The organism is Rhodococcoides fascians A44A (assembly GCF_000760735.1).
Lineage (GTDB): Bacteria > Actinomycetota > Actinomycetes > Mycobacteriales > Mycobacteriaceae > Rhodococcoides > Rhodococcoides fascians_E.
Genome location: NZ_JMEX01000008.1, coordinates 1,688,976 through 1,711,074 on the forward strand (window position 1 = coordinate 1,688,976; position 22,099 = coordinate 1,711,074).

Annotated in this window: 17 protein-coding genes and 1 pseudogene; 12 read left to right on the forward strand and 6 right to left on the reverse strand. The window is 59.5% G+C overall.

The window, feature by feature from the left end:
• Nucleotides 1–57 precede the first annotated feature (57 nt).
• The gene (locus tag BH95_RS20210; RefSeq protein WP_037183766.1) at nt 58–1,008 is read right to left on the reverse strand and encodes an aldo/keto reductase; all 951 of its coding nucleotides are present in this window, start codon (nt 1,006–1,008) and stop codon (nt 58–60) included.
• Between the two features lie 426 nt (nt 1,009–1,434).
• Entirely contained in the window at nt 1,435–2,628 is a 1,194-nt protein-coding gene (locus BH95_RS20215; RefSeq protein WP_080738057.1) for an ROK family protein, read from the reverse strand.
• A 402-nt stretch (nt 2,629–3,030) separates the two neighbouring features.
• Between BH95_RS20215 and BH95_RS20220 the strand changes: the two genes are divergently transcribed.
• Together BH95_RS20220 and BH95_RS20225 are read left to right on the forward strand one after the other, a co-directional pair.
• Nucleotides 3,031–4,125 (forward strand): zinc-dependent alcohol dehydrogenase family protein, encoded by a 1,095-nt coding sequence (locus tag BH95_RS20220; protein WP_080738058.1) that lies wholly within the window; start codon nt 3,031–3,033, stop codon nt 4,123–4,125.
• The gene (locus BH95_RS20225) at nt 4,125–5,468 is read left to right on the forward strand and encodes an MFS transporter (protein WP_037183769.1); all 1,344 of its coding nucleotides are present in this window, start codon (nt 4,125–4,127) and stop codon (nt 5,466–5,468) included. The genes BH95_RS20220 and BH95_RS20225 overlap by 1 nt, the downstream gene beginning before the upstream one ends.
• A 150-nt stretch (nt 5,469–5,618) precedes the next feature.
• Here the strand turns inward: BH95_RS20225 and BH95_RS20230 are convergent, their stop codons facing one another.
• Nucleotides 5,619–6,077 carry a cupin domain-containing protein gene (locus BH95_RS20230; RefSeq protein ID WP_037183770.1) on the reverse strand — a complete coding sequence of 153 codons (459 nt, stop codon included), beginning with the start codon at nt 6,075–6,077 and terminating at the stop codon, nt 5,619–5,621.
• A gap of 659 nt (nt 6,078–6,736) precedes the next feature.
• Here BH95_RS20230 and BH95_RS20235 point away from each other — a divergent pair.
• Nucleotides 6,737–7,474, forward strand: a complete 738-nt coding sequence (locus tag BH95_RS20235) for an SDR family NAD(P)-dependent oxidoreductase (RefSeq protein WP_037183772.1) — start codon at nt 6,737–6,739, stop codon at nt 7,472–7,474.
• 37 nt (nt 7,475–7,511) lie between these two features.
• Complete coding sequence (locus BH95_RS20240) at nt 7,512–8,279, forward strand: SDR family NAD(P)-dependent oxidoreductase (RefSeq protein WP_037183773.1); 768 nt, start codon at nt 7,512–7,514, stop codon at nt 8,277–8,279.
• Between the two features lie 39 nt (nt 8,280–8,318).
• Here BH95_RS20240 and BH95_RS20245 read toward each other — a convergent pair whose 3' ends face one another.
• Nucleotides 8,319–9,020, reverse strand: coding sequence for a winged helix-turn-helix transcriptional regulator (locus BH95_RS20245; protein WP_080738059.1), 702 nt, complete (start codon nt 9,018–9,020; stop codon nt 8,319–8,321).
• Nucleotides 9,021–9,073: 53 nt separating this feature from the next.
• On the opposite strand from BH95_RS20245, the gene BH95_RS20250 reads away from it, so the two are divergent.
• Together BH95_RS20250 and BH95_RS20255 are read left to right on the forward strand one after the other, a co-directional pair.
• Nucleotides 9,074–10,651: an MFS transporter gene (locus tag BH95_RS20250; protein ID WP_244165064.1), complete on the forward strand. Its 1,578-nt coding sequence runs from the start codon at nt 9,074–9,076 to the stop codon at nt 10,649–10,651.
• The gene (locus BH95_RS20255; protein WP_037183774.1) at nt 10,648–11,484 is read left to right on the forward strand and encodes an alpha/beta fold hydrolase; all 837 of its coding nucleotides are present in this window, start codon (nt 10,648–10,650) and stop codon (nt 11,482–11,484) included. Before BH95_RS20250 ends, BH95_RS20255 begins: the two co-directional genes overlap by 4 nt.
• 69 nt (nt 11,485–11,553) lie before the next feature.
• Here BH95_RS20255 and BH95_RS20260 read toward each other — a convergent pair whose 3' ends face one another.
• Nucleotides 11,554–12,591 carry a helix-turn-helix domain-containing protein gene (locus tag BH95_RS20260; RefSeq protein ID WP_037185327.1) on the reverse strand — a complete coding sequence of 346 codons (1,038 nt, stop codon included), beginning with the start codon at nt 12,589–12,591 and terminating at the stop codon, nt 11,554–11,556.
• A gap of 4 nt (nt 12,592–12,595) precedes the next feature.
• Nucleotides 12,596–13,609, reverse strand: coding sequence for an alpha/beta hydrolase (locus tag BH95_RS20265; RefSeq protein WP_244165065.1), 1,014 nt, complete (start codon nt 13,607–13,609; stop codon nt 12,596–12,598).
• Between the two features lie 212 nt (nt 13,610–13,821).
• Here BH95_RS20265 and BH95_RS20270 point away from each other — a divergent pair.
• The 6 genes and pseudogenes from BH95_RS20270 to BH95_RS28350 all read left to right on the forward strand — a co-directional run bounded on the left by BH95_RS20270 (nt 13,822) and on the right by BH95_RS28350 (nt 21,842).
• A pseudogene (locus BH95_RS20270) lies at nt 13,822–14,997 on the forward strand (serine hydrolase domain-containing protein).
• Between the two features lie 225 nt (nt 14,998–15,222).
• Complete coding sequence (locus tag BH95_RS20275; RefSeq protein ID WP_037183775.1) at nt 15,223–16,209, forward strand: aldo/keto reductase; 987 nt, start codon at nt 15,223–15,225, stop codon at nt 16,207–16,209.
• 148 nt (nt 16,210–16,357) lie between these two features.
• Nucleotides 16,358–16,807, forward strand: a complete 450-nt coding sequence (locus tag BH95_RS20280; protein ID WP_037183777.1) for a cupin domain-containing protein — start codon at nt 16,358–16,360, stop codon at nt 16,805–16,807.
• 1,484 nt (nt 16,808–18,291) lie between these two features.
• On the forward strand, nt 18,292–20,127 hold the full coding sequence (locus BH95_RS28785) for a hypothetical protein (protein WP_141215388.1): 1,836 nt from the start codon (nt 18,292–18,294) through the stop codon (nt 20,125–20,127).
• Nucleotides 20,128–20,136: 9 nt separating this feature from the next.
• The gene (locus tag BH95_RS20295; protein ID WP_141215387.1) at nt 20,137–20,913 is read left to right on the forward strand and encodes a hypothetical protein; all 777 of its coding nucleotides are present in this window, start codon (nt 20,137–20,139) and stop codon (nt 20,911–20,913) included.
• Nucleotides 20,913–21,842 carry an SIR2 family protein gene (locus BH95_RS28350; RefSeq protein ID WP_080738060.1) on the forward strand — a complete coding sequence of 310 codons (930 nt, stop codon included), beginning with the start codon at nt 20,913–20,915 and terminating at the stop codon, nt 21,840–21,842. The genes BH95_RS20295 and BH95_RS28350 overlap by 1 nt, the downstream gene beginning before the upstream one ends.
• Nucleotides 21,843–22,099: the final 257 nt, after the last annotated feature.

The window sequence follows — 22,099 nt, forward strand, 5'->3', positions numbered from 1 at the left end:
CAGTGAGATGACCCCAGATTGCGGTGGCTGCTCGGCCTCGAGCTTTGCGCGGGGTGGTCAGGGCACGTTGTGGCCGGCAGCCTGAATCAGTCCGTACCACTCTCCGCGAGTCAGCGCGATGTTCGACCCCGCCGCAGCGTCGGACACCCGTCGCGGCGTGGTCGTTCCAAGGACGACCTGGATCCCGGCGGGATGTCGGGTGATCCAGGCGGTCGCGATCGCAATCGGGGTGACACCGTACTTCTCAGCGAGCCGGTCGAGTTCGGCGTTCAACTCGAGGTAGTCCTCGGAGCCGAAGAACACGCCATCTTGAAAGCCCTTTTGAAAGGGTGACCACGCCTGAAGGGTGATCTTCTTGATCCTGCAGTAGTCGACGATACCGCCGCCGTCGCGGGTCACAGAGTCCGGTTGTCCGGCCATATTCGCAGACAGTCCCTGAGCAATGATGGTGGAGTGCGTCAAAGACAGCTGCACCTGGTTTGCGACGAGTGGCTGCGTGACCGCAGTCTCGAGCAGGTCGATTTGCCGTGGTGTGTGGTTGGAGACCCCGAACGCGCGAACCTTCCCGGTGGATTCCAGGTGATCGAACGCACGGGCAACCTCTTCTGGCTCAACCAGTGCGTCGGGACGGTGCAACAGCAACACGTCGAGGTAGTCGGTGCGCAATGCCTTCAGGGATTTCTCCGCCGAGGTCACGATGTGCTCGTAAGACTGGTCGTAACCCCACGGGTCGGCGACGATGCTTGTCTTGGTTTGCACAGTGATCTGCTCCCGCTCCGACGGGCTCAGCTGTAAAGCCTCGGCGAACCGGCGCTCGCACAGGTGTGGACCACCGCCGGGGTGGTTGAACCCATAGAGGTCAGCGTGGTCGAAGAAGTCGATCCCTGCCTCGCGAGCTGTCCCGTACAGCTGCCGGATCTCCTGATCGGTACTACCAGCAATCCGCATCATGCCAGCCACGATGTTGGACACCTGAATATCCGTCGATCCGAACCGGACGGTACGCATAGATCCTCCGAAGGTCTCGTCAAGGGGTGATCCGTCGCATCGCCTCGTTTGGTGAGGCTCTGCGGACGGTTGAGCCTGCCGACTTGCCATTTCGTGTTCGCGAACGCGCCCGCGACGACAAACCCGCTCGCTGATGCCGGCTTCGCTTTCCACCGTAGGACGATCGGCATGCTGGGTGGAATACCCTGACAGGGCACCCCGGCCACCGGCGGGTGTTCAGCTCCCGGCGAGGACCAGAAAATGTGGGGTCCCGTTTTGCTCGACCTCCCGCGACCTCACAGAGGAATCGTCGGATTCCGTCACAGGAGCCCGAGAACGAGTTGGGAAAGTGTGCCCCGACTCATGTGTCGCGGTTGGGCTGCCGCGACGGACGGGTCGACCTTCGGCAGGCGTGCTTGCTTTACTTCTGATTTGTGGCCACCGGCCTCACGACAAGTATGGAACGACGGTTGGGTTGTCCAGCACGGTTCTGCGCGCGTGATGCCAGGCACCGATCAGTGGAGACTCCAGTCCGTATGTGGCCAAGGTGATTTGGGGGTTGAAGTGTGGCACCCTTTCGGATCGTGAGCGGATGAGGTCGTTGACGTACGGCTCCAGCCATGGGAGCAAGGCGGGGAGTACGCCGCCGAGTACTATGACGTCGACATCGGTGTAGTTGCTCATTGTTCCGACGGCAGATGCGAGCGCCTTGCCTCCACGGTCCAATGCCGCATGCGCATCGGCATTGTCGGCTTTCAGTAGTTCGATCAGGTCGGTGACAGATCGCGAACTGTCGAGGCCTGCGTGTTCCAGAAGCGCGTTCAGGCTGAGATACAACCCGAGGCATCCTCTTGCCCCGCAACTGCACTGCGGGCCTGCCATATCGACGCCCACATGTCCGACGAGTCCTGCTAGTCCATGCGACCCACCGAAAATGTCGCCTTCGATGACCAAGGCACCGCCTACGCCCTCGCGCTGTGCGCTGACGTACGCCATCGCATGAGGCCGCGCATCACTCTGGCTCGCGGTGTATTCGGCCAGTGCGCTCAGCCGCCCCTCGTTGATGACTTCGACGGTCCGAGGTTGCGCAAGCGCCTTTTCGAGAGGTGATCGAATGTCGAGTGCGCGTAGGCCCAATGGAAGGGCGGCCACGATGTTCGAGTCGTGTGCAACGATCGCCGGCAGAACAGCAACGGGGTTCGCGATCCACGCGTTGGTGGCATGGTTCGCACGTTCGATCGCGGAATCGAACATGTCCGCAAGCGCGGTAACGAAACCAGTTGCATCGCCTGGCTCGATGGTATGGGCTCTGCGTCCGGACCACAGAACTTGACCCGCCATGTCGCGGACCTCGCCGGACACTGATTCGGGAAAGAGCTGCACTGCAACCGTGCGCACACGATCCGGTGCGAGCGTCAACAGCCTTCGCGGTCGCCCTCGTCGTCCTTGGACGTTGCCGGACTCGACCAGCAATCCCCGCGCAATCAAGTCCTCCACCATGGTGGTTACAGTCCCGCTGACCAAGCCGGTCCGCTCACGCAATTCCATACGCGCACACGGTGCGTTCTCGGCGGCGGCGGCCATCACCAGAGACATGTTGTGTCGGCCGACATCGGAGGAGAGAGCGGGAGAGCCTGTCATGGACTCGTATTGTCCGCTACATCTGCCGGCGGACGAAACGAGGCCGACACGAATCCGAACGCCACAGTCTGTGGTGACCTGCCAGAGCGTGCCGGCGATTCGTTCTCCAGTCGTTGGCTTCCATCTCGAACCGTCCCCGGATTCGCATACGACGAGAAATTGAATAACGGATATAGCCTGCGGCAAATCGACGTCGATTCCCGCTCGAAGTTAGAGAATCTTTTAGTCAATCGTTGACTTATTCACCTGAACCGTCTTAGTGTCGTAGAGCACACTTTCGATATCGGAGCTACGGTTGCCGTCGACTCGACGCAGACCAGTAGGGATCGAAAGCATCTGCGCCGGAACGCAATCCGAGTCGCCGAATGCCTGTGCTGCCGAAACGACAGAAGGAAGAAAGCCATGAGAGGCGTCATTTTTACAGGCAACCGCAGGGTGGAAATTCGCGACTTTCCCGTTCCGGAGCCCGGACCGGGCGAAGTAGTCGTCGCCGTACGAGCGTCCGGAATGTGCGGAAGCGATCTTCACGTATACCGCGCCTCGCCAGACGGGGACGACACGGACGGACAAGCGATTGCGGGCCATGAGCCTGCCGGTGTCGTCCACAGTGTCGGGACCGGAGTAGAAGACCGGCTTGCTGCGCCGGGCGACCGCGTCATGGTGCACCACTACATCGGGTGCACGACGTGCGACAGCTGCAGATCCGGGTGGCCGCAGATGTGCACGCAAGCTCCGTTCAGGGCGTTCGGAACTCAGGAGCACGGTGGGCACGCTCCATACATCGTAGTTCCGGCAGCGACCTTGGTGCCTCTCGACGACTCATTGAGCTTCGAGGCGGGGGCGGCCATCGGATGTGGCACCGGCACGGCATGGGGCGGCCTGGAGCGCCTCGGCGACGTTGGGGGATCGACCTTGGTGGTCTTCGGACAAGGTCCAGTGGGGTTGTCAGCGACGATGCTTGCGACAGCGAGGGGTGCTCGTGTCATCGCCGTCGACCCAGAACCGGCCCGCCGGGTTCATGCCGAGCGGTTCGGCGCCGTGGCCACCGTCGATCCGACAACGAGCAGTGCGTCGGACATGATTCGGAACTTGACCGACGGTGCGGGAGCGCCGCTCGTACTGGAAACCTCCGGAAACTCCTCTGCAATCTCCGCTGGATTGAATTCTCTGCGTCCGTGGGGAAAGATTTGTCTGATCGGTTTGGGTGCGGGTGAGGCACGATTCCGGGTGACCGATTTCTATCGAACACAGGTTACAGTCATGACGTCGTGGACGATGTCCATCGTTCAACAGCGACAGTGCGCCGAATTCATTGCGCGCGAGAAAGTGCCGATTGACGAATTGTTCAGTCACCGCTGGCATCTGAGTGAGGCCGCCCAAGCCTACGAAGAATTCGACAAGCAGAACGCCGGGAAGGGTGTGTTCGTGTTCGACCCGCTGGATTCAGATGTCGAACGAGTCGGTGCCGAATCCGCTATCCCGCAAGAGGGCCGATAATGAACACAGTAAATCCACGTCGCCGCCTCATCGGAGGATGCATCGGCAATGTCTGCGAGGTCTTCGACTACTCGATCTATGCTCTTGCCGCACCGGCGCTCGCGCTGCACTTCTTCTCGCGGGAGAATCCTACCGCCGCCTTGCTCGGAACCTTTGCAATCTATGCATTGGCCTTCTTCGCGCGACCCGTCGGCGGCGTTTTGTTCGGCTTCATGGCGGACAGGGTCGGCCGCCTCAAAATATTGTCGTTGACGATTCTGCTGATGGGCGGAGGAACGGTCGTCACGGGGTTGCTTCCCACGTACGAGACAATCGGCATCGCTGCGCCCGTGCTCCTCGTTCTGTGCAGGCTCCTGCAAGGACTTTCGATGGGAGGCGAATCGTCAGGCGGCTACAGTTTCATCGTGGAATCCGCACCGGACGGCAAACGCGGACGTTGGATCGGTTTCGCCGTGTGCTTCATCTACGTCCCGACTTCGCTCGCCGCAGTGTTCGTCCTTGGCGTCCAAGCAGCCCTGGGCAGCGAGGCCTATTTGGATTGGGGCTGGAGAGTGCCGTTCATTTTCGGTGGGCTCATCGCAGTGGCAGGGTTCTGGATACGCCGAACGCTCGACGATCCGGAGGAATATACTGCCGCAGTTGCCAATCAAGGTGACGCGCGGAGCACGATCCGGGAGGTAGCTGCTTCGAGAAAGTCGATGCTGCGAGTGATACTTCTGCAAGTTCCACAGGCCGTAGGAGCCTATCTTCTGGTCGGGTACATGTTTACGTTCGTCGTGAAGACAGGCGGTCTCGGTGAAAAGCCGGCTTTGTTCTCCAATGCCGCGGCCATCCTGGTCTTGGCAGTAATCGCAGTGTTCTTCGGCTCGCTGGGTGACCGTATCGGTCGAAAGCCACTGCTCATCGGTGGCGCGTCGTGGTTGGCGGTGACCGCGTACCCGGCGTTCTCGCTCGCCGCGTCCGGAACGCTGTTGGGTGCACTCGTCGGACAGTGCCTTCTTGCGATCGGAGTCGCCATCTTCGCCGCCGGTTACTTTGTCACGGCCGTAGAACTATTCCCGACTGCAGTGCGCGGCACCGGTCATGGGTTCTCGTTCAACCTTTCCGCGGCCATTTTCGGAGGGACCACACCGCTCGTCGCCACCGCCCTCGTCGGCTCTTTCGACAGTCCAGTTGCCCCTGCGTTCTACGCGATGTTGTTGATTCTCACCCTCGGTGCAGCCGGCATAGCCATGACGCCGGAAACCAAGAACACCGACTTACGAACATCTGTGCAGTCGACTGGATTAACCGGGAGGATCTCTTCGTCCGATCGATCCACTGTGGACACAAACAGCAGTTAGACGCAACGGCACCAGGCGCGCTTCGAGGTGTTCAACTAAAAACAGCGCCCCGCTGCTTAAGACGAACAGGGTGCATCTTTGCCTCGATCCCGCCCTCGCCGGACGGCTCTTAGAGTCTGGTGAGGGCGGGCTGATGAGTTGCAGGAACTCTCAGCGAGAGAGTGGGAAGGATGTGTAGACGAAGGTTGCTGGGACCTGTCCGAGGTTGCGCAGATCGTGCATACTGCCAGGTAGCACGATGCTGTCACCCACTTCAAGGCTCACTTCTTCAGTTTCGAGGACTATGTCGAGCGCCCCGGAGGTCAGCGTGATCACGTGAAGGGCATCGTCGAAGTGAAGATCGAGTACCCACTCCTGGCCGTCGGACAGAGGCGGAACAGACAGTAGGCGGACTACTGCTCCGCTCGAAGGTGGTTCAATTTCCACTTCGCCTGCGCGGCTTGCCAGTCCTTGCTCTGGACGAAATGGAATCTGTGGCTGCCACCAGACCTCTTCGATCGCCACCTTCCCTGGATGGGATTCGGCCATGTCTCGCGCGTCCGAAAGGACCACCGACCGACCCTGGGGATCTGTGCCTACGACGATCCGTCGATTCTTCGATGTGCTCATGTCCGTTATCTCTTTTTCTACTTCCTGGTTGGTGCGAGACCATCGTAATGATGGCTCGTTTTTCGCTCGGTCTCCCTCCACGGGAGTCTGGAAAATGCGCGACCCACGAACAATCCGAAGGTCTTCTTGGCACGGCACCATCTCGTAGATGAGATGCAGCCGCACCCTGCGTCTGGTTCCGGCTCAATGGTGGTGTTAGTCGCCAATTTACATGCCACCATTCCGGGCAGTCTGGCAGCTCGATAGGGGACTCCTAAAACGGTTATTGCTTGTCTCGATCGAAAGTGTTGCAGTCGGGAGAATTTCAGGATGGGCTGCTAAGGGAAAGGTGGATTCGAACCGGAGCAGCAGAGGGTTCTCGAACTGCTCGCACCGTCCGGACACCCTTAGACTGGCTGCGCTGGGAAGCACGATAACTCCGCCAGCTCGGCCCGCCGACTTGGCTAGCCGACTATCGTCACTGCTCCGGTAGCTGTCCCTGTTCTCGTTGTCGTGGCCACCCGGCCTGTGCGCAGCGACATCACGACTTCCGCGCGGGTCGGACGCAAAGCTGGTGGACGTACTCGCAGGGCCTCCCTCGGGCGTCCTGGACCCGCTACCGTCCATGACATAGGCCGCGCGATGGTCGGTCTCGTTGTGACAATCATCTGGAGGGAACTGTGTCGCGAGTGTTGATCACCGGGTCGACCGACGGCATCGGCCGCGCCACCGCCGTGTCGTTGCTCGACGACGGTCACGAGGTCGTCGTGCATGCTCGCACGCAGCAGCGTCTCACTGCCGTCGAGGACTTGATTTCCCGTGGCGCGTCGAGCGTTGTCGGCGACCTTGCGCTTCCTGAGGAGGTGGAGCAGATTGCCGAGCAGGCCAATGGAATAGGGGCTATCGACGCGGTAGTCCACAATGCCGGAATCATAGACGGGCCTTCGTTACTACCAGTCAATGTTGTTGCGCCATACGTACTTACTGCTGCAATCCAGGGTCCGGGGCGGCTGATCTATCTCAGTAGCAGCATGCACCGCGGCGGGCACACAGACCTCACTGGCGCAGACTGGTCCGGGTCTCGAAAGACCGTCTCGTACTCGGATAGCAAGCTGTTCGTAACGGCGCTCATGGCTGCGGTGGCCAGGTTTCGCCCCGAGTCGATCTCGCACGCGGTCGATCCTGGTTGGGTGCCGACCAAGATGGGCGGCACTGGTGCCACTGACGACCTTGCTCTGAGCCATGTCACTCAGTCATGGCTCGCAACCACAGACGATTCGCGGGCGTTCGATTCGGGTAAGTACTGGCACCATCAGCGCACCGCGGTGCCCCACCGAGCAGTGCACGACGAGCAGTTTCAGACCGACCTACTCGCCGCTCTGGCGCAGCACACCAGAATTCAGCTGTCGAGCAACTGATTCGACGTCGCTACAAGCAAGATTGGAGCACATTCTCATGACCGTTACCTACGATTTTACCGGTAAGACTGCCTTCGTCACCGGTGGCAGTGCAGGCATGGGCGCGGCCACCGTCCGCGCCTTCGCCGAAGCCGGTGCCCGTGTCGCCGTTGTCGACCTCGACGGGGACGCCGCCCGGCAACTCTCGGACGATCTCACGTCTCGAGGATTCGAAGCATTGGCGGTGCGGTGCGACGTGTCCGACGAGGATCAGGTCGAGGCTGCAGTCCGTGCAACCGTCGAGAAATTCGGCAGCCTGGATATGGCGTTCAACAATGCCGGAATCATGTTGCCTCCGATCGATTCCGCCGATGAGACGGCAGAGGCTTTCGACAAGATCGTCTCCGTCAACTTGCGTGGCGTCTGGGCAACGATGAAACACGAGCTGGTGCAGATGCGAACACAGGGGTCTGGTGTCATCGTGAACTGTTCGTCGTTGGGTGGTCTGGTCGGCGGAGAGGGGCGGGCCACCTATCACGCAACCAAGCACGGCGTGATCGGTGCCACCAAAAGCGTTGCGCTGCAATATGGACGTCATGGAGTGCGAGTCAATGCGGTGTGTCCAGGCACGATCAGCACGCCGATGGTCGAGAAAATGATCGCGGGTAGGGAGTTGGATCCCGACGCTGCGGCAGCAGGAGTGCCGTTGGGGCGATTGGGGCGACCCGAGGAAATCGCGGCGGCTGTCTTGTGGCTCAGCAGTGACGCATCCAGTTACGTCACCGGAGTGGCCCTTCCCGTCGATGCTGGATATACCGCTCAGTAGGCAGCCCGACAGCCCGTTGGCTCCAGCGGTGAACGTGCCTTACCCTGAGTTTGACGCCATGCTGTGTCCTTTCAGGGATTCGAGGTCGAGGCCGTACGTGTTGGCGTGGCGGACTACTTGCGAGAGTCGTTGCAACGCACCTTCACTCCCGTCGATCGATGCCTTCGGCTTGTCGGTCAACTCGCCGGAGAGGGTGCGCAGGACTTCATCGGCGGTTCCCTCGATTGTCACCTCTGCTGTATCGGTCGTGTTCGCCAACGTTGTTGTAACACCATCCGTTCCGGACGAGAGCAACAGGACATCTCCGTCGGCGACAATCGCTGCAGTCAGGCTGGGGAGCCCGGCAAGATCTTTTTCGGTTCGATCGGGATACAGAGCCATGATCGCGAACACCAACCATCGACCCTGACTGTGGTCGCCGTCGATGCCTGAGGCGAGCAACGGCGCGCCCCAGCGCGCGAGGCCCACCAGTGCAGTCTGCAAGCCGTGACCCCATTCGGTGAGCTCGTACACCCGTGCCGAGATGGGCGCGGGTCGTTCGGTCGAAGTGACGACGCCTTGTTCCTCCAGGGTCCGCAGCCGTTGCGCGAGGAGGTTCGTTGCTATGCCCGGCAGCGATTTCTGAATGTCGTTGTATCTGCTCGGCGTAATCAGAAGCTGGCGAATGATCAGCATAGTCCAGCGATCGCCGACCACGTCCAACGCACGTGACAACGCGCAGAACTCCCCGTAAGTCTTCATGCTCGAAACTCTACGCTTGACAAAACAGAGCATCAACTGGAAATAATAAAGTGGTGACCTCACCTGAGATGCGACCACAGAAGTCGCCCGTTCTGATCCTGGCCGCTCTGTGCTTGGCCACGTTGTCCATCAGCCTCGCCACCACCGCGATCAACGTGACGTTGCCGACGCTTGCCGTCGAACTCGAGGCCAGCAATCGGGACCTGCAATGGATCGTCGATGCGTACAACCTGCTGTTCGCTACTTTCGTGCTGGCCTTCGGCAGCCTCAGTGATCGCTACGGACGTAAGGGCGCGCTTCTTCTGGGTCTGGCCGTATTCGCCGGCGGTGCAGTGGGTGCCTCGTTTGCGAGCAGTACCGGGCAGCTGGTGTCGTGGCAAGCAGTCATGGGGCTCGGTGCCGCATTCGTCTATCCGACGACGCTGTCGATCTTGTCCAATGTCTTCACCGATCGCGCGGCAAAGGCGAAAGCAATCGGCGTGTGGGGCGCTACTACCGGCGTAGGAGTTGCGTGCGGTCCCATTCTGGGTGGCCTCCTGCTCGAATCATACTGGTGGGGAAGCGTATTCCTGGCCCTGTCGGCTGCCGCCGCGATTTCTATCGCCGCAACGCTCGCCCTCGTCGAGACCTCGAAGGATCCAGCAACGCCACGGATCGACTTCGGCGGACTCGCCCTGTCCGTGCTCGCGGTCGGCAGCCTTGTCTACACGGTCATCGAGGCACCTGAACACGGTTGGGGCAGCTGGACGACGATCATCGGATTCGGGCTGGCAGCAATCCTTTTCGGCACACTGGTGTTGTGGGAGCGGGGCCGCGACGAACCGATGATCGACGTCACACTATTCACCAATATGCGGTTCACCGCCGCCAGCGTCTCGGTGACGTTCGCTTACTTCGCTCTCTTCGGCTTCATCTTTCTCATCACCCAGTACTTTCAACTCGTACGTGACTACGGTCCTTTGGAAACCGGCCTCAAGTTCATTCCCGTCGCAACAGCCATCGCAATCGGTTCGGTGGTCGGCACGCTCCTGGCAGTACGAATCGGGAACAAGTTGGTCGTGACGACCGGTCTGTTGTTGTTCACCACAGCTTTCGTGTGGATCGCGACGTTGAGCACGTCGACGAGTTACCTCGAGATCGCCGGCCAGATGATTCCGCTCGGCCTGGGGCTCGGCCTCACGTCAGCGCCCGCGACCGAAGCCATCATGGGCGCGGTACCGCTGAACAAAGCGGGTATCGGATCGGCCATGAACGATGCAACACGTGAAATCGGCGGCACCCTCGGAGTGGCCGTCATCGGCAGCGTGTATGCCTCCCTCTATGCATCCACCATGGCCGACTCTGCCGCGACGCAACAGTTACCTGAGAACGTGAGGTCTCTGGTGGAAGAGTCCGTAGGAGCAGCCGATATTGCGAGTGAGCGACTAGCGGCGGGAGGCAATTCGGCTGGTGCGCAGGCGGTGTCCGATGCCGCGGCCACCGCCTTCCTCGACGGTCTCTCAGTGGGAGCGTACGTCGCAGCAGGGGTCACTCTCATCGGTGCCGCCATCGCTTTCCTGTTCCTCCCTGCCAGGCCCCGAGAACAATCGACGCCGACCACTTCCGCAGTTCGAGCGAAGGATTCAGCATGAAAATCGACGGTACTATGAGCCATTTTCACACCCCGGCCGCTCTCGATGCACCGGTCGGCAAGCTGCGGTACATCACGGGTGGTTCCGGGTCGCCGATCCTGTTACTGCACACGGTGAGAACGCAGGCCGAACATTTTCATCGACTGATTCCACTACTTCTTCCGCACCATACGATCTACGCGTTGGACCTGCCAGGGATGGGCTATTCGGATATCGTCCCCGGTGCGTCCTACGACGAACCCCAGATGCGACGCGGGGTCGAGAACTTCCTCACCGAGATGGATCTACGAGACGTCACGATCATCGGCGAATCGATGGGCGCAGTTCTTGCGCTGACAACAGCGGCGAACCAGCCTGGACGGGCTCGCAAGGTGATTGCAGTCAACCCCTACGATTTCGCCGGTGGACTGGCCAGGTCCAGCCTCCTTGCACGATTCGTCCTCGGCGGAGTCCTGATGCCGGGTGTCGGCCCCCTACTTGCCGGAGTCGAGCCCAAGCCGGTGATGCGGGCAATTTTGCACGGCGGCCTGGTCGACAAGTCCGCACTCACGGATGAGTACCTCGAAGAATTACTCGCCGTGGGGCGTCGCCCGCACTACTCGACAGTTGCACGCGGGGTGTACGCCAATCTCCCGAGCTTGATTGCCGCTCGGTCATGCTATATCGAGGTGAAGGCCGACGTGCACATCGTCTACGGCAAAGATGACTGGTCCCGCCCCTCCGATCGACGCGCCAACCAGGCACTGCTGCCCAGTGCTGAGTTCGTGAACGTTCCTGCAGCAGGACACTTCATCAGCCTGGAACGGCCCGACTCCATCGCCGTTCTGGCTTAGTGGATCTCCTGAATCGTAGACCTTCACGAAAGCTGGACGCGACGGCTCGACTGCTCGATTGACGCCACCTCACGGCGGTGGCATCTCGAGTACTCGCGAATTGTTCAGTCGCCACACCAGGTACGCCGTACCCAGCCGCGTACGACCGAATCCGACGAACGGGTCGAAGCCCAGAAGCTCCGTTATGGTCAGGACCCTCGTCTGCATCGTGCTGTGGTGCACACCCGCCTCACGCGCCGCCTCGCGGAGCGATCCTGACTGCACGATCGCGCGGACCGTCGTCGATCCCCACGTATGGTGCAGAACTGTTGCCAGTTTCTCGACGTCCGGTTGTCGAGTTGTACCGGGGGTGTCGGCCAGCAGATCGGCGAGTCCGCCGAAGTCGGCTGCGTCGACCGGTCCGGCCTGAGGATCGTCGCAGAGTCTCAGAGCGACAATGGAAGTGCGGAACGAATGATGCAGATCCTTAGGTGTAGTCGCGACGCCGGTGCCGCATGGGCTCGCGTCGATGGCCGTGACGCGCTCGGGAGCGATGATGGCGTGGAGTGGCCCGAACTGGGTTGGCACGACGTCCTCGGGGCCCGATGGACGCACCTTCCACACAGCGAACAAAGGAGCTGTCACTACGCGATACCCACAGTCGGTTGACAGGCCGAGGGCCGCGGACGACAGGCGTCGCTGTTCCTCGCTCACCGTCTGATCGACCAGCAATCCGAAGTGACGTCGGTTGTCGAGTTCGCGACGCCCGTGACCGTGTCGAATTTTGACCGCGAGAGCCAGGCGTTCGAGAACAATGGCGTCGTTCGGCCGATGGGGACCCTCGCGTTCGAGCCACACGCACAGATCGTCGATGACGACCGTCGTCAGATCCGTCCGCCGTTCCGGTGCCGGGCCCGGGGCATTGTTACCGTCGGGTGCTATCCGTTCAATCCGGTCCGGTTCCGTCCGACCTAATCCGACAACGCATCCGGACAGCGATGCGGCCGACGCGAGCAAAGCGCGTGTATTGACGTTGCCGACGACGAGTTCGTCGAAGCAGGCGATGATTCGGAGTCCCAAGCTCGCTGTGGGGTCCAGTCGCGCGATGCGACCCAACAATTCCTGCATCAGGTCACCCCTGTCGTATGAGCCGACGGTGTGCTCCACTCGTGGTCAGTCGGCAAGAATCTTCTCCACCCAGGCGTTGCGAGTCTGGATCATGCTCCGCCCGACGGTGGTGTGGGGGGGCGAATATGTCGCATGCGTGGAACGCGCCGCCCCAGACGTGAAGTTCGGCGTCGCCTCCGGCCTTCCATATGTCACTGGCATAGGCGATTGCCTCGTCGCGAAAAATCTCTGCGGCACCGACGTCGATAAATGTAGGTGGCAAGCCGCCGAGGTCGATGGCACGCGCGGGTGAGGCGTAGATGCTGACGTCGTCGGTACCCCGAGCGCTTCCGAGCAGGGCATCCCATCCGGTGACGTTGCTGATCCGGTCCCAGACGCCTACCCCGTCGAACTGGCCGGTAGAGGGGGTATGGCACCGGTCGTCGAGCATCGGGTAGTCCAAAACCTGGCCACAGAGAGGCGGACCTCCTCGATCACGCGCTGCCAAAGCCAAGCCCGCTGCAAGCCCGCCACCGGCGCTTGCTCCGGCGACCATGATGCGATCAGGTCTGAGATTCAACAACGTCGCGTTTTGAGCGACCCATTCGAGTGCTGCGTACATGTCCTCTCGGCCGTACGGGTCGGGAAACTCCGGTGCCAGCCGGTAGTCGACGGTCACCAGTGTGACTCCGAGTCGGTCCACCCAGTCGAGCACGAGGTCGATCCCGCTGAAGCGGTCGCCGAACATCAGTCCGCCCGAATGCGCGTAGAGGACCACAGGGGCCGGTCGATCCGGCGGGTCGTGGCGCAGTACCGACACGGTGATCGGATCACCACGGTACCCCGGTACCGCGACGTCGAAAACGTCAATTCCTCTGTCGCCCAACAACTCTCCTAATGGGGGCGAGGCGTAGGACGTTCTCATGAAGTCGATGAGGTCGGGGGTGATGGTTGGTGGGAACATTCCGCCGACCACGGCCAGACCCGCCTTCAGCTCAGCGTCGAACGGTGGACGCACGACTCGGGATGCGTTCTGCACCTGGACCTCCCATCGCAACACCGACCCGTAACGGTACGCACGATCGTCGGGCGGTGCGGCCGATTGGCGTGTTCGACTCAGGCGACCCGCCGTTCGGCGGGTGACGCAGGCCGAATTGCGTCGCGTTGTCGGTTCTCTCGAGACTCTTCACGGACGAGTGTGATGTGAGACATACCGAACGGCTACAAGGCCTTTCCGAAAGGACCATTGACATGACCAGAAGCTTCGACGGCACCGGAATCGACCGGGTATTGAGCGAGTCCGTCGGTCGACAAGCGGTACCCCATGTCGTCGCGATTGCCGCCGATGCCGACGGGGTGTTCTACGAAGGCGCCGCAGGCACGCGAATAGCGGGGGAGTCGACCGATCCCGTGACGACGCGGACGCAATTTCGGATCATGTCGATGACCAAGATGGTGGCGACCACCGTCGCGCTGCAACAAGTCGAACGCGGCGATCTCGACCTCGATGCACCGGTGTAGGACTACGTGCCCGAGTTCGCGGACGTCAAGGTTCTCGACGGGTTCGACGGCGACAACCCGATCCTGCGCGAGCCGGCGAGCAAGGCAACGGTGAAGCAGCTCGTGACGCACACATCCGGCCTCGGCTACTGGTTCTGGAACGACCAACTGGTCAGGTTCGAGGCAGTTACGGGCGTACCGAACGTCGTTCCAGGGAAAGCGGAGGCTTTTCAGGCACCTCTTGTAACCGATCCGGGCACCGAGTTCGTCTACGGCATCAACACCGATTGGCTCGGCAGAGTGGTGGAGTCGGTGGCAGGCACGGGCCTCGACAGCGTGATCAAGGACGGTGTCACGGGACCTCTGGGTATGGACGACACCATGTTCGTTCTGGACTCCGAGAGAACGGCTAATGCAGTGACCGTTCACGTGAAGGGTGAGGACGGAGCGTGGACGTCGGCGGGTGAGATTCTCAACCAGGAACCCGACTGGTACGCGGGCGGGCATGGCTTGTATTCGACACCGCAGGACTACATCCGGTTCGAACGGGCACTGCTGCGCGGCGGTGAACTCGACGGCGTCCGGATCTTGGCACCCGAAACGGTCGATGCGGCGTTCCGCAATCAGATCGGCGAACTAGACTTTCCCGCCGAAATCCCGACCGCAGACCCAGCGACGACAGACACGATGTACGCCGGTCCCGGAAACAAGTGGGGCTACGGTTTGATGCTGAACACTCACGACGTGCCCGGCGGTCGCCGCGCAGGAACCGGAGCATGGGCAGGCTTGTTCAACACGCACTTCTTCATCGACCGCACCACCGGAATCTGTGCCTCTATCTACACCAATTCACTGCCGTTCATCGCACGCGACGATGCGTGGAAAATGTACGGCGACTTCGAGAAGGCGCTGTACGCAGCGCTCTGACATCAGGCCGCGGAAGATTCGGCACCGAGTGGTGCCCTGCTGGTGCGCTCAACAGTAGTGACTCCCTCGGAAGGGCTGACCCGATTAACTTCTCCGGAAGAGGAAATCTGGCGTGACCGATCAAGCCGAGCAAGTAGAAGGTGGGCGATGGATGATCGGGGATTAGGTGCGCCGAGAGGTTTCCGCATCCAGACTCGACGGCACCACTGAAACGAAAGGATGAGGATGCACACCAGAACACTTGGGCGTGATCTCGAGGTATCCGCGATCGGATTCGGGGCGATGGGCATGTCGCAGAGCTACGGCCCGAATCCCGGCAGCCGCGACGACATGATCGCAGTGTTGCGTTCGGCAGCCGACGAAGGAGTGACGTTCTTCGACAGCGCCGAGGTCTACGGCCCTTACGTCAACGAGGAGCTCGTCGGCGAGGCTCTCAAACCTATCCGCGAGCAGGTGGTGATAGCAACGAAGTTCGGCTGGGATATCGAGAACGGCCGGGTCGCCGGCTTGAACAGTCGTCCCGAGCAGATCCGTCGTGTGGCCGAGGCGTCACTGACGCGGCTTCGTACGGACGTCATCGACCTGCTGTATCAGCACCGTGTAGATCCGAATGTCCCGATCGAGGATGTCGCCGGCACCGTCGGTGAATTGGTCCGCGAGGGCAAGGTCCGGCACTTCGGGCTCTCCGAGGCTTCGGCTACGACGATCCGCCGCGCGCACAAGGTTCATCCGGTTACCGCGGTTCAGAGCGAGTATTCGCTATGGACTCGGGACCCCGAACCGCAGGTGCTACCCACGCTGGCCGAGCTCGGAATCGGTTTCGTCCCCTTCAGTCCGCTCGGCAAGGGATTCCTGACCGGCGCTGTCGATGCGTCCACAAGTTTCGCCGACGGCGACATCCGCCACCGCGTCCCGCGGTTCGAGGCGGAGAACCTTGCTGCCAACCAGTCGCTCGTCGACCACGTGCGAGGCCTTGCCGATGCAAAGCGCGTTTCACCAGGTCAGATTGCCCTGGCCTGGCTGCTGGCGCAGCAACCATGGATCGTTCCGATCCCGGGGACCCGCCACACCGCACGTATCCGCGAGAACGCGGCGGCCGCCGAGGTCGGGTTGTCCGCTGACGAGCTGAACGGCCTGAACCTGCTGGCAAAGTCCGTTGGAGTGCGCGGGGACCGGTACGACGCCGAGCACATTGCCTTGGTCAACGGCTAGGTGTAACTACTATCGACCGGCGCAGGTGAGCCTCGATCGACACGCCATTCGGGTCGAGGGCTTCGTAGTCGACTGGCGATGCGTCAGACAAACGCGATCAAAATCGAGCCGGCCCACAGTCTGTTGAGAACGAGCTGAAAGAGACGACATGACCGCTAGCGAATTCGATCAAATTTTCCCGCTCGGGGAGCCCAACGAGGCCTATGCGCAGTATTTCTCCGGCCAGAGCTACCTAGCTCCGTTGTCCGATGGCAGCGTCCCCGTCAGCAACGTCAGTTTCGAGCCTGGTTGCCGCAACAATTGGCACATACACCACGGATCTGCGGGCGGAGGCGACCAGATTCTGCTGTGTACGGCAGGCAGTGGCTGGTACCAAGCCGAGCACCAAGATCCAGTCAGCTTGGTGCCCGGATCGGTGATCCGGGTGCCGGCAGGCACGAAGCACTGGCACGGCGCAAAGGCAGGCTCGTGGTTCTCCCACCTCGCCTTCATAACGCCTGGCGAGAACGTCAGCAATGAGTGGCTCGAACCTGTGACCGATGAGGTGTACGCCGCGCTACCAGACAACGGCGAAAAGTCAGGACCACTCGGGGACTGACGCGACGATGGGGCAACGGTGGGTGGGAAATGGCCAGGCCGCTGCCTCGCTGGGCTGCGGTTGCGCCTCCATCGAGAGCCAGATCCTTCGTGAGTACAGAAACATCCACGGCCAGTCATTTGTTGGTCCACCACACACCAAGGCAGTCCACATTCGTTCAGGCTCGCCTGAGACCGACAAGGTGTGCCTCGTTCAGTGTCACGCGAGTTTTAGAAGTCGCCTTCGAGTCCCTGCCATATCCGAGGACAGGCGGCGGAGTTCGTTGATACAGATGTTGGCCTTATCGGACGGGCGCAGAAGATTGAGGTGTTCTCCAGATCGGACACCGGGTCCACGTAGATACGGGACGGATGATGCTGATCCGGGTGCGTCCCATCGTTTGTTCTCGTTGACACTAGAGTTACACAAATCGGTACGGATCGGGCTGGACTGGTGTGTACCCATGGACGAAAGCTGTTGTGATGCATGAGGATTTGGATTCATAGGACTCCTTGTATGGCGACAGATTAGTTTTGGTCAGGGAACGTGACGGCGACCTGCGTGAGGCTATTACTACGGGGTTCGACTAGCCCGAGCACCTGCGGTGACCAGCGGCATGGGCCCTTCTGGCGGTGCCCGGTCGGTGGCTTGAGCCAAAGGATCCGCTCCGCTGTCGCGGAGTGAATCGCGAGTGCCGGCCAATCCTTCGAACGAACACGAAAGGCCCGTTCCGAACAGGACACGTAAGCCCTAGGTGGCGCGTCGAGACGCTACACCGAATGGCGCGAGACGAAGGTTGCGGGACGCTTCCAGCGCACCCGGTCAGGATCGCCGCCTTAATCGTCGACGCCGACGACCTCCGGACCGAAACACGGGAGCGGGGGTGAGCAGTCGCCACCTTTGGTACCTGGATCGCGGAGATCAACCAATTGCACCGGACCTCAGTCGCATCACTCAGCGGGCCACGAGCACATAACTCGCCTGGCGTCAGTCTAGGGAAACCACGCGCCGGCCAAGCGCCATATATGGGGTGCTGTTCACGCTCCGTCAGGCCAGTGTGTATCGTGGATCAGTCAACCGCAGACGCGGCTGACCTCGGGTTGACCATCTCTGAATGCGACGGCAATGTCTGGATCTGAGCAACAGCGGGCCATCTTGGCCTCGGAGTTTTACTGGTTCGGCGGGCAACTTGGCTCGCCAAAAGTGTTCGATACCGGTACTAACTTTAGCGCCATGCCGACTCTGAGGACAGCTACCGTGCCCGACATGGAACGAGATGTAGACGAGTCGGACCGCGAGATGCGGTTGACTGTATCCGGCGGAATATTGGCTATCGAGCTAGACGAGGCGTGAGCCGCGACTTCCTGTGTGTTTGGTCTGACGAGGATTCTCAGACGCACGCAGCTCTCACTGAGACTCCATCGGTGTACTTGAGCCGCAGACAGGGCCGTGCCAGCGTCTTAATGCCTGCCCGACCAGATGCTGCTCGTCCCTCACTTGTGGGTGTGTCGACGGCTGTCTTTCTTCTGCCTTCGGACACGCCGAAGCTACTCGCGGCTCTTCTAAACGATTTCGACGCTACGGTTGCATCAAGCACCTTTTTGAGCTACGGACATGCCTCAGTTGTCCTACTTCTCGCGTCGAAGTCAAGTTGGGCACTAGTAGAGCCCCGCGTCCGAACATTCCTTGCGGGACTAGAGATTTGGTCAATCGATGGGGACTTTGAGCCCGTTGCCACCGTTATCGAGCTCAATCGGCCCCCTGATCAGATCGAGGTTGCGCAGCCGACCGACCTCCCGGTAGCGGGCCTCAGCTTTGAGGCTGCTGCACAGGTCCGGCAGTTCAACGCGAACCTGGCTGTGCTTGGCAGGACTGTCAGACACTATGCGCCATCAGTTTGGCCTCTGATAACCAATCTGCACGTTCGAGTCGGAGAAATTATCGATCAACTTGTTGGTTTGACCGACAAAACAGACGCCGTCACCATCCGGCAGTGCGTTGTGTTCGAAAGCGTACTTGTCGAAACAAACGCGGTTACGACTCTCTATTGTTCGCAACTTGGATCTGGAACTTTGCCGCTCGGGCGTTCGCGCTTTCCGGTTGGCGAGTATTCCTTGCTTGGTATAGGTGTACCTGTGAAAGCTGCGTGGGAATTCTACTACCATCTAAGTCAAATTTTTGCACAAAACAATCACGTCGGCCGTTTGAGTAAAAATCTGCCCACGATGGGTTCATTCAACTGGAAGGGGGCTGCGTCATCTCGTCGAGATTATTCATCCTGGCAAAACCCTCACGAGATTCTGCGTGCCATCGAATCAGAACCCGACTCTGCGCCTAGATTGCATATTCCACATTTCAGCTCACGCTGGGGGTATCATGAGTCGCTGCATTCAATAAGCCTAAGTTGGCAATCGATTACTGCTTCCGGAACCAAGGAATGGAACCTGCTAACTTTAACGCACGAATTTTTGCATTCTCAAGTCCGCGCGATTTTCGCTCAGATCTTAAATCCGGAATCGGATCCCGATCTTGCGGAAACGATCGTGAATCGGTATAACTCGCGGGATCAAGGTAGCTCCGCCTTGCAATCAATTCAAGCGGCGTACGTAGAAACATTAGTGGTCGCCAGGAGTATGTCAAATTTTGCAAAGATAATTGACGGCGACGCAGTTGACAGGAAGGCAAATTTTAAGGTCCCTTATCGTATAACAGTGAACGAGCTTAAAGAATCTTTCAGAAGTCACTCGGAGTTAATACAAGAGGTAGCGGTACACGTACTCGATTTTCAGTATGTGTACGCTTCAAGGCCGAAAGAGTACGTCGACTCTGTGTGGAGTTCGTGGTCGCTCGTGCCCAGCGTTGTCGATAAAATTGATTATTATGTGTTACGAACGCTATGCGCATTGTCGGTGGGCGATCCGGACGTAGACTATTCGAAAAGATTTCAGAACGCCCAAAACCTCATGCTGACGATCCTGGATGAGATGAACGGCCGCCCCCGTCGGCGTCAGCGACCCGCGATCTCAGCCGCGATCGACGTACTTCGGTCGGAGGATGAGTCGCAACGGCTCGCGATTCAGTTCGTGGGGTTGCAGTATGCAGTGCAGTTGACGAACTACTTTTTTTACGATTCACGTATAAATAATGATCTACTACGTGACGATACGGCTACCACAGACGGGTTGCGTTTCACGTATGGAATCGAGCCAGGCGAGTACATTGGACAACGACCGGAGAGTCCGGTTGGTTTTCTATTAGATCGGTTTCCGGGCTACGAAGATCAGGCGGGCCATGCGAGCGCAGAGTTCGTGGGCCTCTGGCAAATGCTGCAACTTGCGTAGGAGAAGCATATGTCTGGTGATGTCAGTACTACCGAGGCGCGACGGTTCACGGCGATTGGTTTTATGCATCCTTCGCTAAGGCCTGACGTGAAGTCGATCCGGGATGCCCTCGGTCCGAGCCTTGGACAAGTGCGAAAGATAGATGTGGGGCCTGATGGCTGGCACACCTTTCACTGTGAATATGAACGGATCACGAGTTTGTATCCCGCTGATCTCGTCGACGCTCGATCGCGGATGCGGAAGAGTGGTCGGTACGCGCACGATATATTTATTTCACTGTTTGATTACGGTTCTCTGGGGTCTGTGATGTGGGTGGCCTCGCCGTACATCAGGCTCCTTGACGAGATCCACTCAGAAGCGTCGAAGCGGTTGATAGAACCTGCCTTGCAATACACCAGTGCAAATATGAAGGGTGTGTTTGCCCTGCTAGCGCAGGGGGCTGACTCCATCGCGGTCAAGAGGGTTATTCTTAGAATTATCTCTGAAGAGAATGTAGAGCTGGTTTCACTGACGGGTAAGATGCCGTTGCACTCGGATATTCACAGAGGTCTCAGTCAATCGACTCTGCCGTACGGGGTTGGCGCAGTAGTTGAATTCGAAGATCAACGTGCACGGGTCACAGTAAACCGCACCGGTCTTATCCATTGGTTCCAGTCGGAGGTTAAAACATTAGGATGTGCGTTGTCGCTCGTGTCCATGCTTTCCAACGCTGATCTGTTGCACCAGGACCGCAGATATCCATTAAGCGAGGAAGCGCAAAAAGCAATAAGTTCGTTGGAGGACTGATGAACGGGTCGTCTTATCGCGGAATGTCGGTACATGAGCTGACCAATCCCAGCTACGCGGCCCATTATCTCGGCGAGAGTCTGCTTCATGGTGAGCTGTCGCTTTTACTCGGGGCAGGTGTGAGCCGTGGTTCAGGTCTTCCATCTTGGCAAACGTTAGTAGAAGGATGCGAGGATGAATTGGGGTTGAGCAGGCCGGCTGGGGCACGCAGCAGCGAGAAGTTGATGTCTGCTATGGATAAGGTGCGTAGCGAGTTTTTGAGTCCCGATCGATCTGAAGTAGATTTTCGTGAACTTGTGCGCCGAAATCTTTACCCTGACGAATACCTGGATGGCGAATCGTATCCAGATAACCTGCTGCAAAACATGATGCTTATCGCAGTCGGTGCACTAATCATGCCATCGTCGCGTGGGTCTGTTCGTGAAGTGCTAACCCTTAATTTCGACGATCTTCTGGAATGGTATCTGGGGATTCATGGTTTCACGACCCAACCAATTACCGAGCTTCCGCAGGTAGTCAGCTCAGATGCTGACGTGACAATTTTTCATCCACACGGATATATTCCTTTGACCAAAAGCGGAATTCCGACGGACTGGATGATATTGACACGTAAGCAATTCATCAAGAGGATAGCTGGCACTGATGGTCGAGCCTGGGCTCGTTTTCTGACAAACTTATTTGCGACGAAAAGGCTCCTCGCGGTGGGAACTAGTATGTCGGACATAGACCTTGATGTCCATCTTGAAGCTGCGGGAGAGGGCAAATTTGACGACGAACCAATGGGGTTCGTGGTAAATTCGACATTTGATGAAGAGGAAGCGGAGCAGTTGAAGTTGCGAAACCTTGTGCCCGTAGCAGTAGGGAGCCGGGAGGCAATTCCGCATTTTCTTCTTCAGGTTTGCCGCAACGCCTCCGCTGGATCACGATAATTACTGGGCAAGCTACCACCGGTCTGATCTCTGTCAGGGTTGCGATTGGCGATTGCGACCAGGATTGCTGATGAGCTATGGCTGACCACATCACCGGACACGGTACGTATAAAGACAAGCTGTACCTGAGTGCGAGCTCGGACGTGTCGTCTACAGGATCGTCGGCTGTGCGATCGACAACCGAATGAAGGGCTCGTTGGCGGTATTCGCTCTAATGACGGTGTGGGAGCCTGGAGGAATTTCCGCCTCGCCGTCAC

Excerpts from the sequence above, each read along its gene's own strand:
- BH95_RS20210 (WP_037183766.1), bottom strand. The coding sequence starts at position 1,008 with ATGCGTACCGTCCGGTTCGGATCGACGGATATTCAGGTGTCCAACATC.
- BH95_RS20215 (WP_080738057.1), bottom strand. The coding sequence starts at position 2,628 with ATGACAGGCTCTCCCGCTCTCTCCTCCGATGTCGGCCGACACAACATG.
- BH95_RS20220 (WP_080738058.1), top strand. The coding sequence starts at position 3,031 with ATGAGAGGCGTCATTTTTACAGGCAACCGCAGGGTGGAAATTCGCGAC.
- BH95_RS20225 (WP_037183769.1), top strand. The coding sequence starts at position 4,125 with ATGAACACAGTAAATCCACGTCGCCGCCTCATCGGAGGATGCATCGGC.
- BH95_RS20230 (WP_037183770.1), bottom strand. The coding sequence starts at position 6,077 with ATGAGCACATCGAAGAATCGACGGATCGTCGTAGGCACAGATCCCCAG.
- BH95_RS20240 (WP_037183773.1), top strand. The coding sequence starts at position 7,512 with ATGACCGTTACCTACGATTTTACCGGTAAGACTGCCTTCGTCACCGGT.
- BH95_RS20245 (WP_080738059.1), bottom strand. The coding sequence starts at position 9,020 with ATGAAGACTTACGGGGAGTTCTGCGCGTTGTCACGTGCGTTGGACGTG.
- BH95_RS20255 (WP_037183774.1), top strand. The coding sequence starts at position 10,648 with ATGAAAATCGACGGTACTATGAGCCATTTTCACACCCCGGCCGCTCTC.
- BH95_RS20260 (WP_037185327.1), bottom strand. The coding sequence starts at position 12,591 with ATGCAGGAATTGTTGGGTCGCATCGCGCGACTGGACCCCACAGCGAGC.
- BH95_RS20275 (WP_037183775.1), top strand. The coding sequence starts at position 15,223 with ATGCACACCAGAACACTTGGGCGTGATCTCGAGGTATCCGCGATCGGA.
- BH95_RS20280 (WP_037183777.1), top strand. The coding sequence starts at position 16,358 with ATGACCGCTAGCGAATTCGATCAAATTTTCCCGCTCGGGGAGCCCAAC.
- BH95_RS20295 (WP_141215387.1), top strand. The coding sequence starts at position 20,137 with ATGTCTGGTGATGTCAGTACTACCGAGGCGCGACGGTTCACGGCGATT.
- BH95_RS28350 (WP_080738060.1), top strand. The coding sequence starts at position 20,913 with ATGAACGGGTCGTCTTATCGCGGAATGTCGGTACATGAGCTGACCAAT.